Source organism: Hoyosella subflava DQS3-9A1 (assembly GCF_000214175.1).
Taxonomy (GTDB): Bacteria; Actinomycetota; Actinomycetes; order Mycobacteriales; family Mycobacteriaceae; genus Hoyosella; species Hoyosella subflava.
In genome coordinates, this window is record NC_015561.1 from 59,377 (window position 1) to 76,790 (window position 17,414).

Consider the following 17,414-nt stretch of genomic DNA (forward strand, 5'->3'; position numbering starts at 1 on the left):
GTGGTGGATCTAGTCGTCGATACCGTGTCCGCGGTCCCGGCCGCGGTCATTGTCATGTACGCGCGAAGTGCTGGCTGAGCGCTGCGGCCCGCGTTCGGGGTCTCGGCGGCGCGCATCGAGTTCTGCTTTCATCAGCTGTGCGCGCTGTTGCGCGGCTGCGAGCTGGCGCTGCAGGTCATGTTGTTGTGTGATGGTGCTTGCTGGCTGCTGCTGACTGTGGGGATCGAGCTGGCGCCGGGCATCGGTGATCTTGCGGTTTGTCTCGGTGAGTGCGAGGCGGAGACTTCCTGTGTCGTAGTGAGCGTAGGCAGCTGCGGCTTTGCGTGCCTGTTCGGTAGCGCGCTCTTGCCGTATCTGCGATCGGATGGTGTCCTCGCGCTGTTTCTGTTCCGGGATGAGGGTGGTTCGGCGCTGCAGCTCTTGATGCAGGCGATGTTTGCGCTGTTGCTGCTGCACAGTCCATTCGTGTTGTCTGCGGCGCAGGGTGTCGCTGGCGGTGCGTGCGAATTCCGCGTGCTGATCGCGGTCGCGGCGAGCCCGGTTGAGCATGCCGGGTGTGGGCCGCGGCCGATCGGGGGTGAGCCCGGCCGCGGCCGCGCGGAGCTGTTCGGCGCGGCGACTGGCCGCGTCGTGTTCGTGTGTGAGTTGTTCGATCCGGGTGTCGAGAGTGCCGCGCTGGCGGCGGGCGAGTCTGCCCAGCTGGTCACGCTGGCGCTGCAGCTCGGTGATCTGGTGGCGCAGCTGGGTGGCGTGTTCGAGCGCCGACTGGGTGCGGGCTTCGGCTTCGTCGTAGCGCTGCCATTGGTGCTGGCGCTCGGTGAGGGCCTCAACGAGCGCGGCGGCTTTCTGTGCGTCAGCGGCGTGCTGGTGCGCTTCCGCCGCGTGTGCTGAGGGGAATGGGGCGGCTGGTTTCGCGATTTCGGCTTTGAGTTCGGCGTCGCTGTAGAGGCGTTCCCGGTGTGCGCGGATCGCGTCGTAGAGCTCGCGGGTTTCTGCGGTGTTTTTGTCGGTGGTGAGCCGGTGGTAGCGGCGGCGCATGATGGCGGCGTATTCGGCCAGCCCGATGTCAGTGCCGGGGTGCCGGGGTGGCAGCGGCGCCGGTCCGGCGTGTCCGGCTGGCGCGGTGGTGGTGGTGTCGAGGCGGTGGCGTACCACGGCGGCGATGTCGCCGGCGGTGGCGAGACCGCGTGTGTGGATGGCGGCGCTGAGTGCAGCGGCGGTGTTGATGCCTGCGTCGTGGAGCTCGGCGAGGCGTGCTTTCAGGCGCGTGTAGCTTTCCGGTGACTCCTCGCGCATGGTCGCGGCGATCGCGGACGGCACTGCGGTGTCGATGAGGTGCTCGAGGTATGCGTCGCGCAGCATGACCTGTGCGGTGGTGTAGGCGTTGAGTGCGCGTTCGGGGTTGTCGGCTTCTTGCAGCGCTGCGCGCAGCTGTTCGGTGGCAGAGAGTTCAGCGGCGTCCGCGGCGAGGATGCGCCGCAGTCCTTCGGTTCCAGGGGAGACCTGGGCGTGTGTGGCGAGCCGGTTGTCGGGGGCGTTGCGGATGTGCTGGCCCTCGGTGTCGACGTCGAGCGGCTCGTCGGTGATGACCCATGCGTGGTTCTCGCCGCGGCCGCGGGTGAGACCGACGTACGCGGACTGGCGTGATGCGCTGCCTGGGACGGTGAGGTAATGCCCGGTGTCGACGGTGAGCCCCTGGCCGCGGTGCACGGTCGAGGCGTAGCCAAGCTCGACGGATTGGCGCACATAGCCGGCGGGGAGGGTGACCGAGCCGCGGTGCTCGGTGTGGCGCACGGTCAGTGCGCCGTCCGCGTGTACTTGCTCGATGGTCCAGAGGTCCCCGTTGAGGACTCGTGAGCCGGGCCGGATACCGCCTTTGGTGCGCAGGTCGCGGTCGTTGTCGCGGGTGACGATACGGTCGCCGCGGCCTGCGTCGAGTTCATCGGCGAGTGTGACAGTGGTGGTGGCGTCTGCGCGGCGGGTGTTGCGGTGGTGGTCCTGGATTCGTTCGTTGAGTTCCCGTGTCAGCGCGACGGTGTCGGTCATGATGATCGAGGTCAGTCCGCGCTGAGTGTCGTGCAGGTACGCGTGCACGACCTCGTCGAGGAGGCTGTCCCCGTCTCCGCCGTGCAGCCAGCCTCGTTGTTCGAACATGGTGATGGCCTCAGGTTTCCCGGACCGCAGGGCGAGCGAGTTGACCGCTTGCTGCTGGTCGTCACCGAAGCGCACCACGGTGGTGAGTTGCGGGGCGTGGGTGTGGGTGGCGAGCAGCCGCAGGGTGCCGCTGGTCTCGACCGCGTCGAGCTGGGCTGGGTCACCGAGCAGCCGTACGACGGCACCTGTTCGCTCGGCGATCTCGCGCAGCGCGTCGAGGTCGTGCAGTGAGGTCATCGCGGCTTCGTCGACGAGCAGCATCGTTTCTGGTGTGATGTCGCGGGTCAGTGTCCCGGCGGCGACACCGTCGATCCGGCCGCGCCACGGGTAGGTGAGCGAGGCGACGGTGCTGGCGCCGGTGCCGATTTCTTCGCCGAGTGTGGTGGCGGCAGCCGCTGAGGGCGCGAGCGCGATGACGTCACGGCCGCTGGCGTTCCACGCGTCCACGACAGCTTTCATGGCGGTGGTTTTACCCGCGCCTGCGGCTCCGGTGGCGACGGCGACGCGCGCGCCGGAAAGACAGAAGTGTTCCGCGAGCGCACGCTGTCCCGGGTTCGGCGCCCTGTTCATCGCGTCGATTGCGTGCACAAGGTCAGCACGTGTGGTGAACGCGGTGGTCGGTTCGCCACACGCGCCGATGAGGCGGGCTTCGGCATCGAGGACCGCAGTGCTGGTGTGCAGTTGTTCGCCGTGCCGGGTGAGTTGCGAGCTTCCGTCAGCGCGGCGCAGCACGTCGGGCACCGGGACTGTTTCGGGTGGTTCGAGGGTGACGGATTCGCGGTAGAGAGAGCGCGTCACGACCGCGTCGATCATGGCGCGGCGCTGCTCGATGGTGGGGAAGACAACGCTGGCGAGTTGCGCTTCCACCGCGCCCTCGATGTGGGGCCGCGCCCACGTGGCGCGTTTCTCCGACACGGCAGCGATGGCGAGCGCGGCCTCCGCATCCACACCCCGGAAGGCCCGCGCGCCCAGCTTCTGCTCGGGCCGCAGCGCACGGTTGAGCATCGCTTCAACGCTGGCCTCACCGCCGAGTATGGCTGCGGCCTGGCGGCGCCACTGCTGCTGGTGCTGGGCGAGAGATTTAGCTTCGTTTTTGCCCTGCCGGGTTTCCAGGTTCGCCTGCTGCAGGAGCCGGAACTCTGTTTCCCGGCCGGGTGAGTAGCCGTGCTGGCGACGGTAGTCGCGCACGAGCTCATCGCGGCGGTCCTGGATCATCTGCGCGCGTGTCGACCACGACTGGCACAGCCGCTCATCTATCCCGGCGACCTCGATTACCGGCTGCTTGCCGCGCCCGGTGAATCGCTCGACCGTGCTGATGCCCAGTGATCGTCTGAGGTTGTCGATCACGGCGACGTTGTACCGCTGCGACGCGGCCACGCCGTGTTTGAACACCGCGCGGGTGTCGAGCGCGGACCACGTCCCATCGACACCTTGCACCTTCACTGACACAGCGCAGTGGGTGTGCAGGTTGGGATCACCCGCGCGGGTGTCGTAGTGATCGTAGGCGGCGATGATCAGCCCGCGGGTGTTGATCTGCCGCTCGCTGCGGTCCCCGCGCCGGGTGAAGGCGGCGTTATCTTCCAGGAACCCGATCGCGTCAGCGACCGCGTCATGGTGTGCCTTCTCCACCGCTCGGCGTGCGCTCTCGTCGCCGAGTGCCCACAGCACGCTGACGGATTTCGCGGGCGTGAACGTCAGGTCAAACCCCGCTACCGGGTAGCGCTTCTTCTTCGCCGCTTCCGCGGTGATCCAGGAGGACAGCTCCGCGCTGCTGACTGGCTGGCGGCCGTGCTGCTTCTCGAAAACGGGGAGCGCAGCCTGGGCGTGGAGGTGCTGACGTTCGTCTTTCGTGGGCGCGCGGCCGTTGTCTTCGGTGAAGCGCTGCTCCGCGGCTGTGAGCGTGTCCCGCAGCACGGAGACGTTCTTGAACTCAGGGAACTTGCGGCCCAGCCTGGTCTGCCGGACTTCCTCGCGTGCCGCGCGCTGCTGAGCGCGTCTCGTCACAGCATCGGCATGCACCGCCGTTGTGATGGCCTCGGTGTTGGGATGCAGCCCTTCCCCGAACAATGCCTTCATCTGGGCTTCGGTGACGGTGCCGGACACTAGTCGCTCGTCGCGGCGCTGACCGCTGTACTCCGCCAGCGAGCGCAGCCCAGACCCTGCCCACCGTCCGGGTGGTGTCCCGGCCGCGTGGTAGTAGCTGGCCAGCGACTGGCCTGCCTCGCGCTGCACGTCCTGGGTCGCCACACTGCGCGACAGATACGAGTATCCGTCGCCCGCGTGGAGGACATGCACGGTCATCACGCGAGTGATCTTACGGCGCTTCCCCTAAAGTCTGAATTTCAGCCAGAGGTGTGAAGGAACAAAGTGATGCACGCCATAGAGCTGCAGGGCTACAGAGCCACAATGTGTGGCGTGCATAGCGGGTTGAGGTGCGGGACAGGCACGCGCTGGGGATTCGGAGGTGCGAGTGACCGGCGACGCGGATGTTAATCTCGCAGCGACACCACTGTGAGTGTTCCGGTGGTTTGGTGGCGTTAGGTTTTCCGGTTTCCGGCGGGATGGTGAGGTACTCGCGGACCGCTTCCTGTTGTGTCGATCACCTCGATGTGTGCCGAGGTGTGAGTGTCAGACGGTGTTCGTATGATGCTGGGCATGGCATCGACGAATTCACAGGTTTCCGCGCGCGCTCAGGCGCGCAAGCGGACAGCAGAAGCGCTCGCGCAGCGCCGCCGTCGCGACGAGGAGAACGCGAAACACCTCGACATGTTTTTCGAGTCGGTCGAGCGGGAATCCGTGATTGACGACGAAACCGAGCGCAAGATCGAGCGTATCCGCGCGGAAGCCGACGAGAAGAAGAACTCGCTGTCATCGGCGAAGCGAGACGCGCTCGCGGGGATTAAGGACAACGGCGAGACCATCGGCACGATCGCGGAATGGACAGGACTGTCCACAAAGGAGGTACGCGCCGTGCTGGCGCAGAAACACAGCAGGAAAGATGCCACCGCGTCGGTGGAGTCAGCCGGTGCGGACCGGGAGACCGTTCCGGATTCGGTCGCCGCTGCGTCGTGACCGTTGTCCACGTCACTCTCGCAGCCGGACAGGAGACATCACCCTCGTGGGTCAGCGCGCTGTTTCACGGTGGCGCGGCTGTGGTGCAGCGGCGCAGAGAAGCGAAGGGGCGGGCGCGGTGAGTGCACCGCAGCCGTTAGCGGTCGATCCGGTGCGTAACGAGCGTGAGATTGCGCGGTTCTGGTCGTCGGTGGTGCGGGGGCCAGGCGCAGATGACTGCTGGGTGTGGGTCGGCGCGATTGGTGATGACGGGTACGGGCGTTTCTGGATCAAGCGGGACGGTCGTCAGCGCGCGGTGCGCCCGCACCGCTATGCGCTGGTTCTTGCTAATGGTGGCGCTCCGCTTCCCTTGGACTGGGTGAGCCTGCACCTGTGCGACGTCCCGTTGTGTGTGCGGGCGGGCGCACATGTTGTGGCGGGAACGCCACGGGAGAATTCACGCGATATGGCGGAGAAGGGCCGGGTGCGGGGGCGCTGGAATCGGTGGCTTCCCGGCACTGGCCGGGACCGGGCAGAGCGGTCCCGGGCGGTGCGCGCCGCGGTCCGTGACGGGTGGGACGGGCAGCGTTTCCGTGACGCGCTGCACGGTGCGGGTGATCATCCGGCGTTGTTCTGATTCTGCCGCTGGCGCTTCTTCCGGCCATCATTCTGCTCACGTCACGCACCCGGGGGAGGGCGTGTTCGGGGCGCCAGAGTGTCCCGTCTTCACGAATCCGGCACACGATGAGGGGCACACTGCTCCACGGTGGTGAGCAGGGTGATGTCCTGGATCCGGCGGATCGGGCCGCGCACTGTGATCGTTCCCTTTCTCCCCAGGCAGCGAGTGTGAGGCCGGGTGCCTCGATGGCGCCCGGTCTCACTCCCGCGATTTCCGGGTGACGTTGCCGTTCGGCCGCGTGCACGCCGCGTTCGCGCACATCGGTACTCGCGGCGGTTCCGGCGGTGAGGGTGAATGTTGATACGGAGTGCTCGGCCACTGTGACGGCATAGGTTTTCATGTGGGTTCCCTCGCTGGTTCTTTACTGGCGTTTACAGTCTTTACATTCGTTTTTGTCGGAGTCAGAGGCGGTGCCGGTGATGGTGCGGGGGTTTCATTCCTAGGCCTCCGTCGTCTGGTGTGGTGCGGTATCGGCGCATGTGTGTGCGGTGCTGGTAGATCGCGCGGGTCGTGTCGTCGCGTTCCCGGATTTCTTCTTCGGTGACGGGTGTGCCTCCGTCGCGGAGCATCGGGCCGAATGTGGTGTGGCAGTCGGTGCACGCGTCACCGAAGGTGGTGACTGGGTGTGTGCACCCTGGAATGATGCAGTCGGGGAACAGTGGCGTGGTCATGGCTGGGGTGTTCCTTCGCTGCGGCTGAGTATGTCGTGGGCTTCCCTGATCGCGTCGTGCCAGTTGTCGTGCTCGTCTCCGAGCATCACAATGCGGGTGTCTCCGTCGAATTGGGCGAGCACGCTGACGGTCCACCAGCCGTACTCGATGCTGCCGGGATAGTGAAACCGTGTCCGGCCGATGGTGGGCTTGTCGATCACTCGGTACCTGCACATCATTTAGTCCTTCCGTCGCCGCGCGCAGATCGGGGTCACCGGGTCTGGCGTGTGCTCCCAGAAACCGTGATTGATGCCGAGCGTGGAGTCGGTCGGCTCGATGTGGCCGCAGTGCGGGCACCGCCACCCGCTGAGTACCTGGACGCGTGCGATCCACGCGGCATGGTGTGCCTGGCGTGTGTCCACGGTCCCGAATAGGCCGGGTTGCACTGGTTCCTCCCTTGTCTGGCGGGGCCGGGGCCTGTTGGCCCCGGCCTGTTGCGGGGACGTGTGTTCGGGTTCCCTCGAACACTGCCGCGAGTTCGCGGAGCCTGGTACGGGACCGTCTTTTAGTGCGCGAGCGCGTAGGCCGGTTGCGGTGCGGTGAGCACTATCGCGGTGCCGTACACCTCGATGGGGAAGCCTGCTTGGGCCGCGATCTGTGTGGCTTCCGGGTTGAGGGTGTGCGCGTGGTGCGGGTCGTCACTGATCCACATGTCGGTGGTGTCGGTGAGGGTGAGCATGTCGAACTGTGCGCCGAGATGTTCGTGCAGCGTGTCGCGGTTGCCGTCGGAGAGCTGCCGGTACACACCGTCTGTGGTGATGAGGGTGGCGATCATTGGGGTTCCTTTTCGTTGTTGTTGAGCAGTGACGGTGGGTTTTAGGCGGCGTGCTGTGCGAGGTCTTCGCGGACCTGCGCGGTGATGCGTTCGGCTTGCTCCGGTGTCATTCCGTCGCGGATGAGGACCACGGGGCCGCGCAATCCAAGTGCTGGCATGGGCATGCGGTGGTGGGTGAAGAAGCGCTCGGCGGTGTGGTTGCGGTCGGTGAGGGTGCCGATCTCCGCGATCGCGTCGACGGTTCCGCGCGGCCCGGTTGCGTGATGGATTGCCCACCATGTGTGACCGGATATTGCGCGTGCGATGGCGTTGACTCGTTCTTGCTCACTGGTGATTCCGACACCCGCAAGGCTGCTGTAGGAGCGCATATCAACGTCTGCGATGCGGACCTTTCCGCTGTCGATCACGACGACGGTTTCGGTGTGTGTGCCTGCCATGACGGCCTCCGTTTCCTTCGAGGTTGCGCCCGAAGTTCTGCTTTCCCTGACATGAAGCCGAATCGAACGGGGCCGTGGGAGCTGTCAAGCTCCGGGACCGCGAGGAGGAGAAAAGTTCTTGCGAGCGCAGCGGCCCGCAGGGCGCACAAAGTTTTCGGGGGAATCGCGGCAGCTTTGCTGCGGCGCTTGACTGCGACGAGGCCCCGCCGAGAATCGGCGTGTCAGGGAAAGCAAACACGTCATAGGACACAGTCCCGGCCGCCAGGCCGGGTCAACACAGGCCACCACGCGCAGCGTGGTGATCCGCCGAAGGCGCTCACCCGCCCCGCGCGGCGCCACACGATCGGGGCCGAGTAAATGAAAGGGGGGCCAGCCCCTTGAATCGTCTCGGTTTAGATGCACACTCAATTGCTGGTGTGCAGCGGGCTGGGCTGCTGTGCGGCGGACGGTTTGGCACCTGGACTGGCGGGTCCGCAACATCCTTGAGTGTCGCGCAGTGAGACCATTGGATGCGTGACTGCACAGGAAACCGCCGACCTGATCGACCGGCTGAAAGGGCACTTCGTGCTCACCGTCGTCGGTCTACCGTTGGCGGTGAGCCCGAATGTCGAGCGGCTACTCGCTGAATCTGGAGTGTCACTCGAGACCGATTCCGATCGTGCTTAATCGGCGAGGTGGCAGTCACTACACGCTGTCGTTTCGTGAGGTTGTCGAGGGCGCTCGGCATGATAAGGAGCGCCAATTCGCTGTCGTTGATAGTTGGCTCGAACTCGCTGTCATCCGTGTTGCAGCTGCGCTGGGCGAGCACGCGTACTTTGATAAAGCGCCGGTCCTCGTCTTCTTGCGACATGTGCGAAACGGGTTGGCGCATGGAGGTCAGTTCACGTATCAAGAGTCTAGATACTGGGAGCTCAACGCACGGTTCGGGAATCTTGAAATCACCAAAGAGACGACGGGCGGAGTCTTCGGAAGCTTCGGCTTCCTAAGTCGGGGCGACATGTTGGCACTACTCGACGAGGTTGCTTCGCACCTCCGAACGGACCCGCCGAAGAAGTCGCACGAAGAGGCACGCGCCTCATTCGGATCCGCACTGTAGCGCTGTCACCAACCTATGGGGCATCCACACTCACGGACTGGCGTGTCGTGAATCCGTGACCCGGCAGGGCAAGGCAGGTCCGGTTCATGGCAGTCGGGACCGATCCGCACGACCGTCCGCTGGAATGGGTACTCGAGAACAAAAGGGCGTGCTTGCTGCTCCACTCGACCGTCTCCCAGGTCGGTGAACCGGCGCAGTTGGGGTGGGTAGTAGGGGACGGTGATGTCAGCGAGGGGGCGATCGTCCAGCTGCTGATGAGCGCGAAAGACCGCAAGTGTCGGCGGTTCCGACGGTTCGACCACTGCGCGTACTTCATCTACATCGTGCGTCCTCCGCATTGAGCACGCTGTAGCAAGTCGACCAGCATGCCCCGAGTGCCCTTTCTGGCCCGCTCCGAGGTGAGCATGTGGCCGTCTGCGTAATAGACAAAGCAACAGGGGGACAGGCCCCGTTCTTCGCCAGTGACCTGGTCAGTCGTTTCCGTCAGCAGGACGCGCGGCCTTCGCTGGCCGTGGTGTTACCAGCGGGATAGGGTCGGCGCCTTCGTCATAACGGAACCCATAGGTGCCGTCCGGCAGGCGCACCAATCCCCGCTGGCCTCGATCGTCCTCGGGCGGGTAACTCATTTAAGCCGGCTCCCTTCACGCATACCGCTTCACCAGATTTCGCCCTATCCGCAGACTGATTGTGTGGCAGGGCAAACGCTTCCCTCGAATGCCCTGCCACACCCGGAACACTATATCGAACAAGCGTTCGATGCTTGGGTAGAATTGGTGTGTGGCCCGGCTGGTGGAGTGGTCCCCACGCGCCTGTCCGCGCGGGCACAGATTGGGTCCGGGAACGGTGCTTGTGGGGTGGCAGACCGAGGAGGAACCGTACTGCCGGACATGGACGTGCCGGGCGTGCGGGTGGACGCTGCTCGACCGTGGCGATAGCAGCAATGGCTAGTCGCGGTATCCCTGGGACGAGAGGGCCGACTGAGCCTTCTCCAGTTCTTCTCCGGCCTGAGCGAGGAGCATGGCGGCGCGCTGCAAGCTGGCGTTGCACGCCGCGACACTGCTAGCGGGCTCGCCCGCGTTGTCGTACACGTCGTACTCATCAAGGGAAATCGCGAGCCCTTCCGCGAGACTCGTCAGCGCTTGCGGGAATCGGTACGCCACCAATTTCAGCTCACTGAGCACCCCATACACCTCGGGCGCGGGGACAGCGAACCGTGACGACAAGGTGTGGTTGATGGTGCGGATAGCCTCGGCCGCATTCTCAGCGTCTTCATTCATGGTCATGTTTAGCCTTTCTGCGGCCCCATTTCTGATGGCTGTAGCAATGCTGGCAATGTAGCGCTTATAGCGAAGTAGCTGTATCTCCGGCTGTGGTCATAACTCGGGTTCAGCACCTTGATCGGCGGTTTTGTCGGCGTGGCGATGGGTTGCATCGTTCGGGTGGTGCGCTGCTGTGCTTTTTTTCTTGAATCTGATCTGGGGGGTGGTTCGTCCTAGCGCGGCAGCACGGAGACTGTCAGTGAGGCTGCTGGATTCTGCTTCGGTGGCTATGGCCTGGCGTTCGGTGTAGCGGCGGAGGCTTTCGCGGGTGAGGTCTGCGTGGGTTAGCTCGCCTGCGGGGATTTTGAGTTTGTCGTGCAGCGCTGCTTCGGCGCTGCTGCGTGCCCTCCCCTGGGTGTTTGCGGCACCGGATACAAGGTCACCGTCGCTATTCCAGGCTTGCCAATGCCATTGGCGGGCGCGCCAGGAGGTGCGAGCTCCGGGTTTCCCCGTCTCTGGGTTGTAGCCGTAGCGCAGCTCGTTCGCACCGATATGGGTTGCCTGCCATGGGTTAGTACGCGCTCGCTGTTCGCGTTCGGCGGCGTCGGCTTCCCACTGGTTTTTGGCGTCGGCCATGCGCTGAGGGACGGAGGCGCTGAGTTGCTCCCGGGTCGTGCCGCGTGCTTCGGCCCACCCTTCGGTGGGGTTGAGGTCGCGGGACCACCCGCGGTATTGCCCCTGGGACCGCCGTCGTTCGACGTCGGATGTTTGCCGTGTCAGGGCTTCGGGTGAGTTTTCGCGGGCGTTGACCTCTAGCCGGAGTTCTTGAGCTTCAAGTCGTGCTTGTTCGAGTTCGTCGGCTTCGGTGAAGAAGGCTTCGGGCTCTTTCATGGCCGCGGCGAGTTTGACGTTGTTTTCTTTGAGCTGGCGGTGCATTGCGTCAGCGCGGGACGGGATCTCCCCGGCCATGTTCCGCATGATTTTGAGCATGCCGTGGACGGCGCTGTCGGAGCGCATGATTTCGGTGACTTTGTCCCGGTCCAGGTAGCGGGTGCGTCCGTGGAAGCTGAGACCGTACATCGAGGTCGCTGAGTTGTACGACAGTGTGAAGGCGGAGTCTTCCGCGATTGTTGCAACTGCCGGTTCACGTTCGAGTGCGTGTTTGTTGCGGATGACCCCGGTGAGTGATTCGCGTAACCCGGTGACGAGCCCCGTGGTGTCACTGTCAGCGATGGCGCGGCTGTTGAACTGCCAGTATCTGTGGTCGCGGTCTGTGTTGCTCCATGTCGTGAGCTGGCCCGAGACATCCTGAAGGCCGGGAAGCTGTTTCTCGATTGTCTGGATGCTGCGGCGCAGCGCTGAGATGCTGGCGCGCCGCGCGGCGTTAGCATTGTCGACGGCTTTCTGCCGCGCTTCGAGGGTTTCGACGTTCTGATCGGCTTCGACCTGTTTGATGTAAACCTGGTCGCCTGTCGCTGCGGCTTTAGTTTGTGCCCAGGACAGGGTGAGGTCAGCGCCGATGTCTTCCATGGCTGGAGGGAGGTCTTCGCTGCGGATTTGCGCGACCGCGTTGGCTTTGCGTTCGACGACTTGGTACATGGTGGCGTCGTAGGAGCGGCGTGCGACGAGGTTGACGATGTTGACGTCGTCGTTGACGTTGCCCTGCCGGATGCCGCGGCCGATCCGCTGTTCCATGTCAGCTGCGGTCCATGCGGCGTCCATGTTCAGTACGGTTTTCAGCAGCCGCTGCGCGTTGAGCCCGGTACCGCCTTTTCGGGTGGAGGTGATGAGCACGCGGATGCGTCCGTCGCGGCATGCCTCAATCATCTGGGTCTTGGCTTTGGCGGTTTTCGCGTCGTGGAGGAACGCAATCTGCTCCTTCGCCATGCCTCGTGCGATGAGCGCATCTCGCAGCTCGGTGTAGACGTTTTGTGCGCGCGGACCGTCACCGGGTTTCGGTGTACCTCTGTCGCAGAAGACCAGCTGGAACACTCCGTCTACGGCCGGGCCGTGCTTGTCGGCGGGTGCGTGCAGGTGAGTGTTGTCGGTATGCACCTTCCATAGGTAGTCCGCTGCGGCCTCGACGCGGGATTTTTCTGGGGGCGGTGATGAGAGGCCCGCGAGACGCGGGTGCATGGTGGCGTTACGCCCGTCAGTGGCGATTTTGAGAGTGTTGTCCCAGGTTGGCTGCATCTGCTCGTGCAGTTCGGGGTGTTCTGTTTTGAGGTCAGCGAGGCGATCGTCGAGATCAGCCATGAAGTCGAGGACTTCTTGCGGCATGTCGAATTCGAGGCTCTGTGCCTGGCCGCTTGCGATGGCGGGCAGTCTGACGGGGATGTCGTCGCGGGTGACGACGTCGCGGAACTGGTCGACCATGGCAACCAGCTGGGGTACGTTGGCGTATTCCGCCATGCGTGTGACCATGCGGAGTTTGGTTCCGGTGACGTTCATTTCGGCTTTTGTCACCGATTCGGCGAAGGTTTGCGCCCAGTTGTCGATTCGGCCCAGTCCCGCGTCGGCGAGCAGATCGGGGCGCAGGTATTTGTTCATTACCCACAGCTCGGACAGGGAGTTACTTACCGGGGTTCCGGTAGCGAAGGCGAGTGCTTTCACAGGGGCGTTGGGGCGGCCTAGTACTGCGTTGCGGCGCTCTCCCTCAGCGCGCAGGTAGCGAGCTTTCATTTCAAGGTCGGAGGCGCGCTGACTGCCGTCGTTGACGGCGAGGTCACGGGAGGCGGAGGCGCGGGTGAGGTTCTTGTATTCGTGTGCCTCGTCAACCCACAGTGAGTCGCAGCCTGACTGTTCAAACGTCAGTCCCTCATCGCTGCGGGTCTGCTCGATGATCTTCGTGATCCGGTCCTCGGTTGCGCGGATCGACCGTTCGATCTGTTTGACCGTGAAGTCGGCGCCATTCTGGTTGGCGGCGTCGAGGGCCTGGCGCATATCGGTGATCTCGTTTTCGAGGTATTCGATCTGCGCTTCACGTTTCATTCCGATAAGTGTGAACACACTTTGCGGGACGATGACTAGGTCCCAGTCGGCCGCAGCGGTCTGGCCGATGAAACGCTGCCTGTCTTGGGGACCGGACATATCTGTGCCCACAAGGATTTTCGCGTTGGGGTAAGCGTCGCGGGCCTCGTTGGCCCACTGGCCCAGCAAGTGGTTGGGTACCACGATCCACGGTTGCCGGACCTGTCCGAGTCTTTTGGCTTCCATCGCGCTGACGGTGATAGTCAGGGTTTTTCCGGCGCCGACGACGTGGTCGAGGAGGATTGTTTCGTCGTTGAGGTACCGCTGCACTGCGCGGGCCTGGTAGGCGTAGAGCCGGTATTTGGGGTTCAGCCCTGGATAGGTTTTGTACTCGGCGCTGTGAACAGGTTTAACGAAGCTGTTGAACTTCTCGTTGAAGATGTTTTTCAGCCGCAGGTACCGATCGCCGTCAGCCCACAGCCAGTCCGCGAACTTCTGCTGCAGCTGTGTTGCGGCGGCGCGGGCAGCTGCGGTGTGTTCGAGGTGATAGGACGGGTTGGGGTTCGCCTCCAGCTCGTCGGCCGTTTTGTTGACGACCACGGGCTTGTTGTTGGCGATCATGTTGAAGATTTCCACACCACTGATACGGCGGCTGCCATACGGGTCCGGGTAGCCGCGGATGTCATCGACGTGCCGGTTGTTCTGCTCGGTGGAGAACGACCATTGGCCGCTGACTGGGTCAAGTTCAGTGGTCAGCCGGTCAGCGTCCAGTTTGAACTCCTGGGCGAGGAACTGGCGGTAATACTCCGTTGGCACCCAGGTTGCACCCGGCCGGACGCGGATGTTCGCGGGTTCAACCTCAGTCGGCATGACCGCTTCGAGGGCTTCGACCACTCCGTCGTAGCGAGCGGGGTTCTGGTGGACGCGCTGTCGTGCGAGGGTGAGTTTGTCGCGGATATGCCCTGACAGGAAGGTTGCCGCGAACTCCCAGCGGTGATCGTCGTCAAGTGACGGGAAAATTGTGCCCCGCGATGCTGCGAGAGTGTCTGGAATCGACATCCCGAGCAGTTCAGCCATCCGTTCGGGCCTGATCTCGCCGGTTTCATCGAAGCTGATAGCGGCGGCTTCTTCAGCGGTTTCCGCGGAGACCGCGGGATCGGTGAAGGGTGTGACGTCCTCGGTGAAGATCGGGCCTTTCACCGCGACGGCGTTGCTGCCGTCATAGTCGGACGTGAAGTCTTCGGCTCCGAGAACCATCCCCAGCCGCGGATCGCGTGCGATCGCGCCTTCGAGGTGGCTTCGGACCTTCCGTGGGGAGCGCGGTGTTGATGCTTCGTCATAGAGCTGTTCACGTATTTCTGCGGGGACTTCACCTGTGTGCGACCGGGCCTCAGCTGGGTCAAGTCCGTTTTCACGGGCTTCGGCCTTGCCTGCGTCGCTGCGCCATTTAGCGATCTTTTCGTCGAACGCTTTATTGATCGCATCGTCGGTCAGTGCCTGCACCGTTTGGAGTTTGAAGCGGTTGACCGGCCCGAACCCGGCGAGGTGCTGGTCGTACAAGCTGTTCAGACGGTCCCGCAGAGCGTCACGGTCAGCTCGCTGCGAGCTGGGGTCGCGGCTCACTTCGTTCAGCTCAAGGATTGTCTGCCCCATGTCCGTGATGAGCCGCCACTGCTGTTGTTTCGCGGCCCCCCGGCAATTGACGGTGTTCCATCCGCTGCCAATGTTGAACTGCTCGAAGGACTCGGCTACTTCGTTCCACCGAAGAGTTCCTGGAAGTATCTCTGTGTCACGGTCGGTTGCTGTTGCGTCGAGCAGCCCTGGTTCGCGCAGTGCTTCACAGCCGCTGCCTGGCTTGGCGCTGAACGCAAGGCCTGCGGCGAGGGCGTGATCGATGAATGGGTCGAGTTGCTCGCGGAGCTGCGTGGCGAGCGGCGTGTCAGTGCGGGCAGTGACGACGAGTCCCATGCGTTCGTGCAGTCCACTGCCGAGTGTGAGATCACCAAGGACCCGCTGGGGATGCTCGGCGAAGTATCTGTTCAGGCGCAGTGGTGCGAGGTGGCCGGACCGTTCGTTGCGGACTTCCACCTCATCGACAGGACCTGCCCACAATGTGGTTTCCTCGCTCGGCTGTCGGCCTTCCTCACGCCGCCGGAAGATCAGCACATCGGTGACGACATCGGTTTTGGCTTGCCGGTCGAACGCCCCGGTCGGCAACCGGACTGCGCCTATCAGGTCACCCAGTTCGGCCATGCGCTGCCGGGCCTCTGGCCGGACCGAATCACTGGTGTGCGCCGAGGTGATCATCGCGATGTAACCGCCCGGAGCTGTCAGCGCGAGGCTTTTCACGATGAACTGGTTGTGCAGGGAGAAACCCTCGGGGTTGTGGACCGGGTCGTAGATACCGGTTTTCGCGAAGGGCACGTTGCCGATCGCGCCGCTGAAAGCACCGTCCGGCGCGAAGTTACGTTCAAAACCGTGGTTACGTATCTGGGCTGAGGGATAAAGATGGTGCGCGATTCTCGCGCTGACCGCCTCAATTTCGACGCCCACCATGTTCACACCGGAAGGTGCGGTGCCGACGAAATTGCCGGAACCGCAGCCTGGCTCGACGATGAGCGCCCGGTCTGGCAGACCCGCACGCTGCAGTGCCCTCCACATTTCCTGCACAACCCCGGGGTCGGTGTAGTGAGCATTGAGTGTGGTTGCGCGTGCGGCCGCGAATCCCTTTTCCCCGAGCAGCTCACGCAGTTCGGTTTGCTCGGCCTGCCATTCCTCCGCAAACCGCTGGCGGTTGTCGAACACCTCCGGGGTGGCGCCCCACCCTGACCACTGCGCGAGGATAGCTTGCTCCTCTGGAGAAGCATCCCGGCCCTGTTCCTCGAGAAGCTGGACGAGGCGGACTGCTTCTATGTTCGCGCGGACACGCGCCTTCGCTCCCGACGGGACAACGACCTCGTCGCCAAGCTCGTAATTACCTCGGCCGAGTGTCTCCTGGCTCAGAAGAGGAGAAGGGGGAGGTACCGGCACGGACCCAGGCTGGTGTTCAGGTGCTTCCGGTTCAGGCTGGTCCGGGGCAGAGACGGATTCGGGTGCTGCCGCCGCGCCCTGGTACTGCGCCGCCTGCTCGGGGGTGATGTAGCGGTTTGCCCCAGATTCTGTGACCGCGGGAATGAGCGTGCCGTCCCGCCAGGCCGGGTGAGTCAGCGGGGGACCCCACACGTCGTCAGGAATGACGATCGTCGCCGGTGGGGCGATGCTCTCGGCCGGTAGCTGTGTACTTTCGGCCGCGATGATGTCGATAGCGTCTTGCTGCTGTGCAATCGCATCAGATCGCTGTGCGTCGGCGGCCCGGAGTTCGTCCGTATCGCTGGCTACTGATACCTCTGCCTCCGTTTGCGGGGCAGTGGTGTCGAGTATGTGCTGGAGGGCCGACAGTACCGGTTCACCTGGTTCGCGTTCTTGCTCGACCCGTTGACGTAGCTGCTCAACAGCCGGGTCTGGCTCTGCGGGGCCGCGGCGCTGCTCCCAGTAAGCGGCCGCGGCGCGCTCACCCGTCGCTCGCCAGCGCGACTCGTCGTTGAGGAAGGAGCGCAGTTCGTCACGGAGCTGCAGGCTCGTGTCAGGATCGAGAGCGAGTTCACCCGCCTCTAGCACTGCCCGCTGGGTGAATTGCTCATTCGCGATGATGGCGTACTGATCGAAAGTGTTAGACGGCGACGCTGCAACCGTGTCCATCTCCGGATCGTGCTCGGAGAGACGCTGCAAGAGCAGCAACTCCACATCAACAGGCGATTCATGCCGGGTCTCAGTGGCTGGTCCCGACGCGGCTTCGTGTGCGGGACTCGTGGTCGGCTTGGCAGGTGGTTCCGGCTGTTGCGCGGGCGTGTTGAGGGCCTGGATTAAATCGCTGGCCTCGCCTTTCGTCAGACCCGGCTCGGGGGTGAAGTCCTGGCCAGCTTCACGGCTGAGGCGATTCAGCGTCGTCAATTGCCGCGGTGTCGCGGATTCGGTGCGCCAGTCACGCCCCGTCTTGCGATTCGGGGACTGAGTAACGAGGGACTGCGGGACCTCAGCCGGGTCGATCCCGGCTTCCCGTAGCTGGTTGGCAAGCTGGGCGTCGCGGTCAGCTAGTGTGCGCCATTCACCACGCATCCGCTGCAATTCACTCTGCAGCTGGTCCACTCGTGCAGCGTTGGTGCTCGCGCCCTCGCTGAGTCCGCGTGCCTCAGCGATTTCTAATGCGCGCTGGGCTGATGCGAGTCGCTTAGCGACTGTGCGCC

Annotated in this window: 14 protein-coding genes; 5 read left to right on the forward strand and 9 right to left on the reverse strand. The window is 64.0% G+C overall.

Features of this window, described 5'->3' with window-relative positions; all coding sequences use genetic code 11:
• Window positions 1-9: 9 nt before the first annotated feature.
• A complete protein-coding gene (mobF, locus tag AS9A_RS22290; protein WP_013798125.1) occupies window positions 10-4,455 on the reverse strand; it encodes a MobF family relaxase in 4,446 nt (1,481 codons plus the stop codon).
• A 354-nt stretch (window positions 4,456-4,809) separates the two neighbouring features.
• On the opposite strand from mobF, the gene AS9A_RS22295 reads away from it, so the two are divergent.
• Window positions 4,810-5,226 (forward strand): hypothetical protein, encoded by a 417-nt coding sequence (locus AS9A_RS22295; RefSeq protein ID WP_148262667.1) that lies wholly within the window; start codon window positions 4,810-4,812, stop codon window positions 5,224-5,226.
• A gap of 118 nt (window positions 5,227-5,344) precedes the next feature.
• Entirely contained in the window at window positions 5,345-5,842 is a 498-nt protein-coding gene (locus AS9A_RS22300; RefSeq protein WP_041452436.1) for an HNH endonuclease, read from the forward strand.
• 443 nt (window positions 5,843-6,285) lie between these two features.
• Here the strand turns inward: AS9A_RS22300 and AS9A_RS22305 are convergent, their stop codons facing one another.
• The 5 genes from AS9A_RS22305 to AS9A_RS22325 all read right to left on the reverse strand — a co-directional run bounded on the left by AS9A_RS22305 (window position 6,286) and on the right by AS9A_RS22325 (window position 7,806).
• Window positions 6,286-6,555, reverse strand: a complete 270-nt coding sequence (locus tag AS9A_RS22305) for a hypothetical protein (RefSeq protein WP_013798132.1) — start codon at window positions 6,553-6,555, stop codon at window positions 6,286-6,288.
• A complete protein-coding gene (locus tag AS9A_RS22310) occupies window positions 6,552-6,770 on the reverse strand; it encodes a hypothetical protein (protein WP_148262668.1) in 219 nt (72 codons plus the stop codon). Before AS9A_RS22310 ends, AS9A_RS22305 begins: the two co-directional genes overlap by 4 nt.
• A 3-nt stretch (window positions 6,771-6,773) precedes the next feature.
• The gene (locus AS9A_RS23990) at window positions 6,774-6,980 is read right to left on the reverse strand and encodes a hypothetical protein (protein WP_041452411.1); all 207 of its coding nucleotides are present in this window, start codon (window positions 6,978-6,980) and stop codon (window positions 6,774-6,776) included.
• Window positions 6,981-7,099: 119 nt separating this feature from the next.
• Window positions 7,100-7,369 carry a hypothetical protein gene (locus tag AS9A_RS22320; RefSeq protein WP_013798133.1) on the reverse strand — a complete coding sequence of 90 codons (270 nt, stop codon included), beginning with the start codon at window positions 7,367-7,369 and terminating at the stop codon, window positions 7,100-7,102.
• A gap of 41 nt (window positions 7,370-7,410) precedes the next feature.
• A complete protein-coding gene (locus AS9A_RS22325; RefSeq protein WP_013798134.1) occupies window positions 7,411-7,806 on the reverse strand; it encodes a hypothetical protein in 396 nt (131 codons plus the stop codon).
• A gap of 513 nt (window positions 7,807-8,319) precedes the next feature.
• Between AS9A_RS22325 and AS9A_RS24270 the strand changes: the two genes are divergently transcribed.
• The 3 genes from AS9A_RS24270 to AS9A_RS23995 all read left to right on the forward strand — a co-directional run bounded on the left by AS9A_RS24270 (window position 8,320) and on the right by AS9A_RS23995 (window position 9,243).
• The gene (locus tag AS9A_RS24270; protein WP_013798135.1) at window positions 8,320-8,472 is read left to right on the forward strand and encodes a hypothetical protein; all 153 of its coding nucleotides are present in this window, start codon (window positions 8,320-8,322) and stop codon (window positions 8,470-8,472) included.
• Window positions 8,465-8,902 carry a hypothetical protein gene (locus AS9A_RS23030; RefSeq protein WP_013798136.1) on the forward strand — a complete coding sequence of 146 codons (438 nt, stop codon included), beginning with the start codon at window positions 8,465-8,467 and terminating at the stop codon, window positions 8,900-8,902. Before AS9A_RS24270 ends, AS9A_RS23030 begins: the two co-directional genes overlap by 8 nt.
• A gap of 86 nt (window positions 8,903-8,988) precedes the next feature.
• Window positions 8,989-9,243 carry a hypothetical protein gene (locus AS9A_RS23995; RefSeq protein ID WP_041452412.1) on the forward strand — a complete coding sequence of 85 codons (255 nt, stop codon included), beginning with the start codon at window positions 8,989-8,991 and terminating at the stop codon, window positions 9,241-9,243.
• A gap of 129 nt (window positions 9,244-9,372) precedes the next feature.
• Here the strand turns inward: AS9A_RS23995 and AS9A_RS24275 are convergent, their stop codons facing one another.
• The 3 genes from AS9A_RS24275 to AS9A_RS22345 form a co-directional block, all read right to left on the reverse strand.
• Window positions 9,373-9,528, reverse strand: coding sequence for a hypothetical protein (locus tag AS9A_RS24275; protein ID WP_013798138.1), 156 nt, complete (start codon window positions 9,526-9,528; stop codon window positions 9,373-9,375).
• Window positions 9,529-9,846: 318 nt separating this feature from the next.
• Complete coding sequence (locus tag AS9A_RS22340; RefSeq protein ID WP_013798139.1) at window positions 9,847-10,185, reverse strand: hypothetical protein; 339 nt, start codon at window positions 10,183-10,185, stop codon at window positions 9,847-9,849.
• Between the two features lie 90 nt (window positions 10,186-10,275).
• On the reverse strand, window positions 10,276-17,316 hold the full coding sequence (locus AS9A_RS22345; RefSeq protein WP_148262669.1) for a helicase-related protein: 7,041 nt from the start codon (window positions 17,314-17,316) through the stop codon (window positions 10,276-10,278).
• Window positions 17,317-17,414 lie beyond the last annotated feature (98 nt).

Coding starts and splice junctions, on each gene's coding strand:
- mobF (WP_013798125.1), bottom strand. CDS start 4,455: ATGACCGTGCATGTCCTCCACGCGGGCGACGGATACTCGTATCTGTCG.
- AS9A_RS22295 (WP_148262667.1), top strand. CDS start 4,810: ATGGCATCGACGAATTCACAGGTTTCCGCGCGCGCTCAGGCGCGCAAG.
- AS9A_RS22305 (WP_013798132.1), bottom strand. CDS start 6,555: ATGACCACGCCACTGTTCCCCGACTGCATCATTCCAGGGTGCACACAC.
- AS9A_RS22310 (WP_148262668.1), bottom strand. CDS start 6,770: ATGTGCAGGTACCGAGTGATCGACAAGCCCACCATCGGCCGGACACGG.
- AS9A_RS22320 (WP_013798133.1), bottom strand. CDS start 7,369: ATGATCGCCACCCTCATCACCACAGACGGTGTGTACCGGCAGCTCTCC.
- AS9A_RS22325 (WP_013798134.1), bottom strand. CDS start 7,806: ATGGCAGGCACACACACCGAAACCGTCGTCGTGATCGACAGCGGAAAG.
- AS9A_RS23995 (WP_041452412.1), top strand. CDS start 8,989: ATGGCAGTCGGGACCGATCCGCACGACCGTCCGCTGGAATGGGTACTC.
- AS9A_RS24275 (WP_013798138.1), bottom strand. CDS start 9,528: ATGAGTTACCCGCCCGAGGACGATCGAGGCCAGCGGGGATTGGTGCGC.
- AS9A_RS22340 (WP_013798139.1), bottom strand. CDS start 10,185: ATGACCATGAATGAAGACGCTGAGAATGCGGCCGAGGCTATCCGCACC.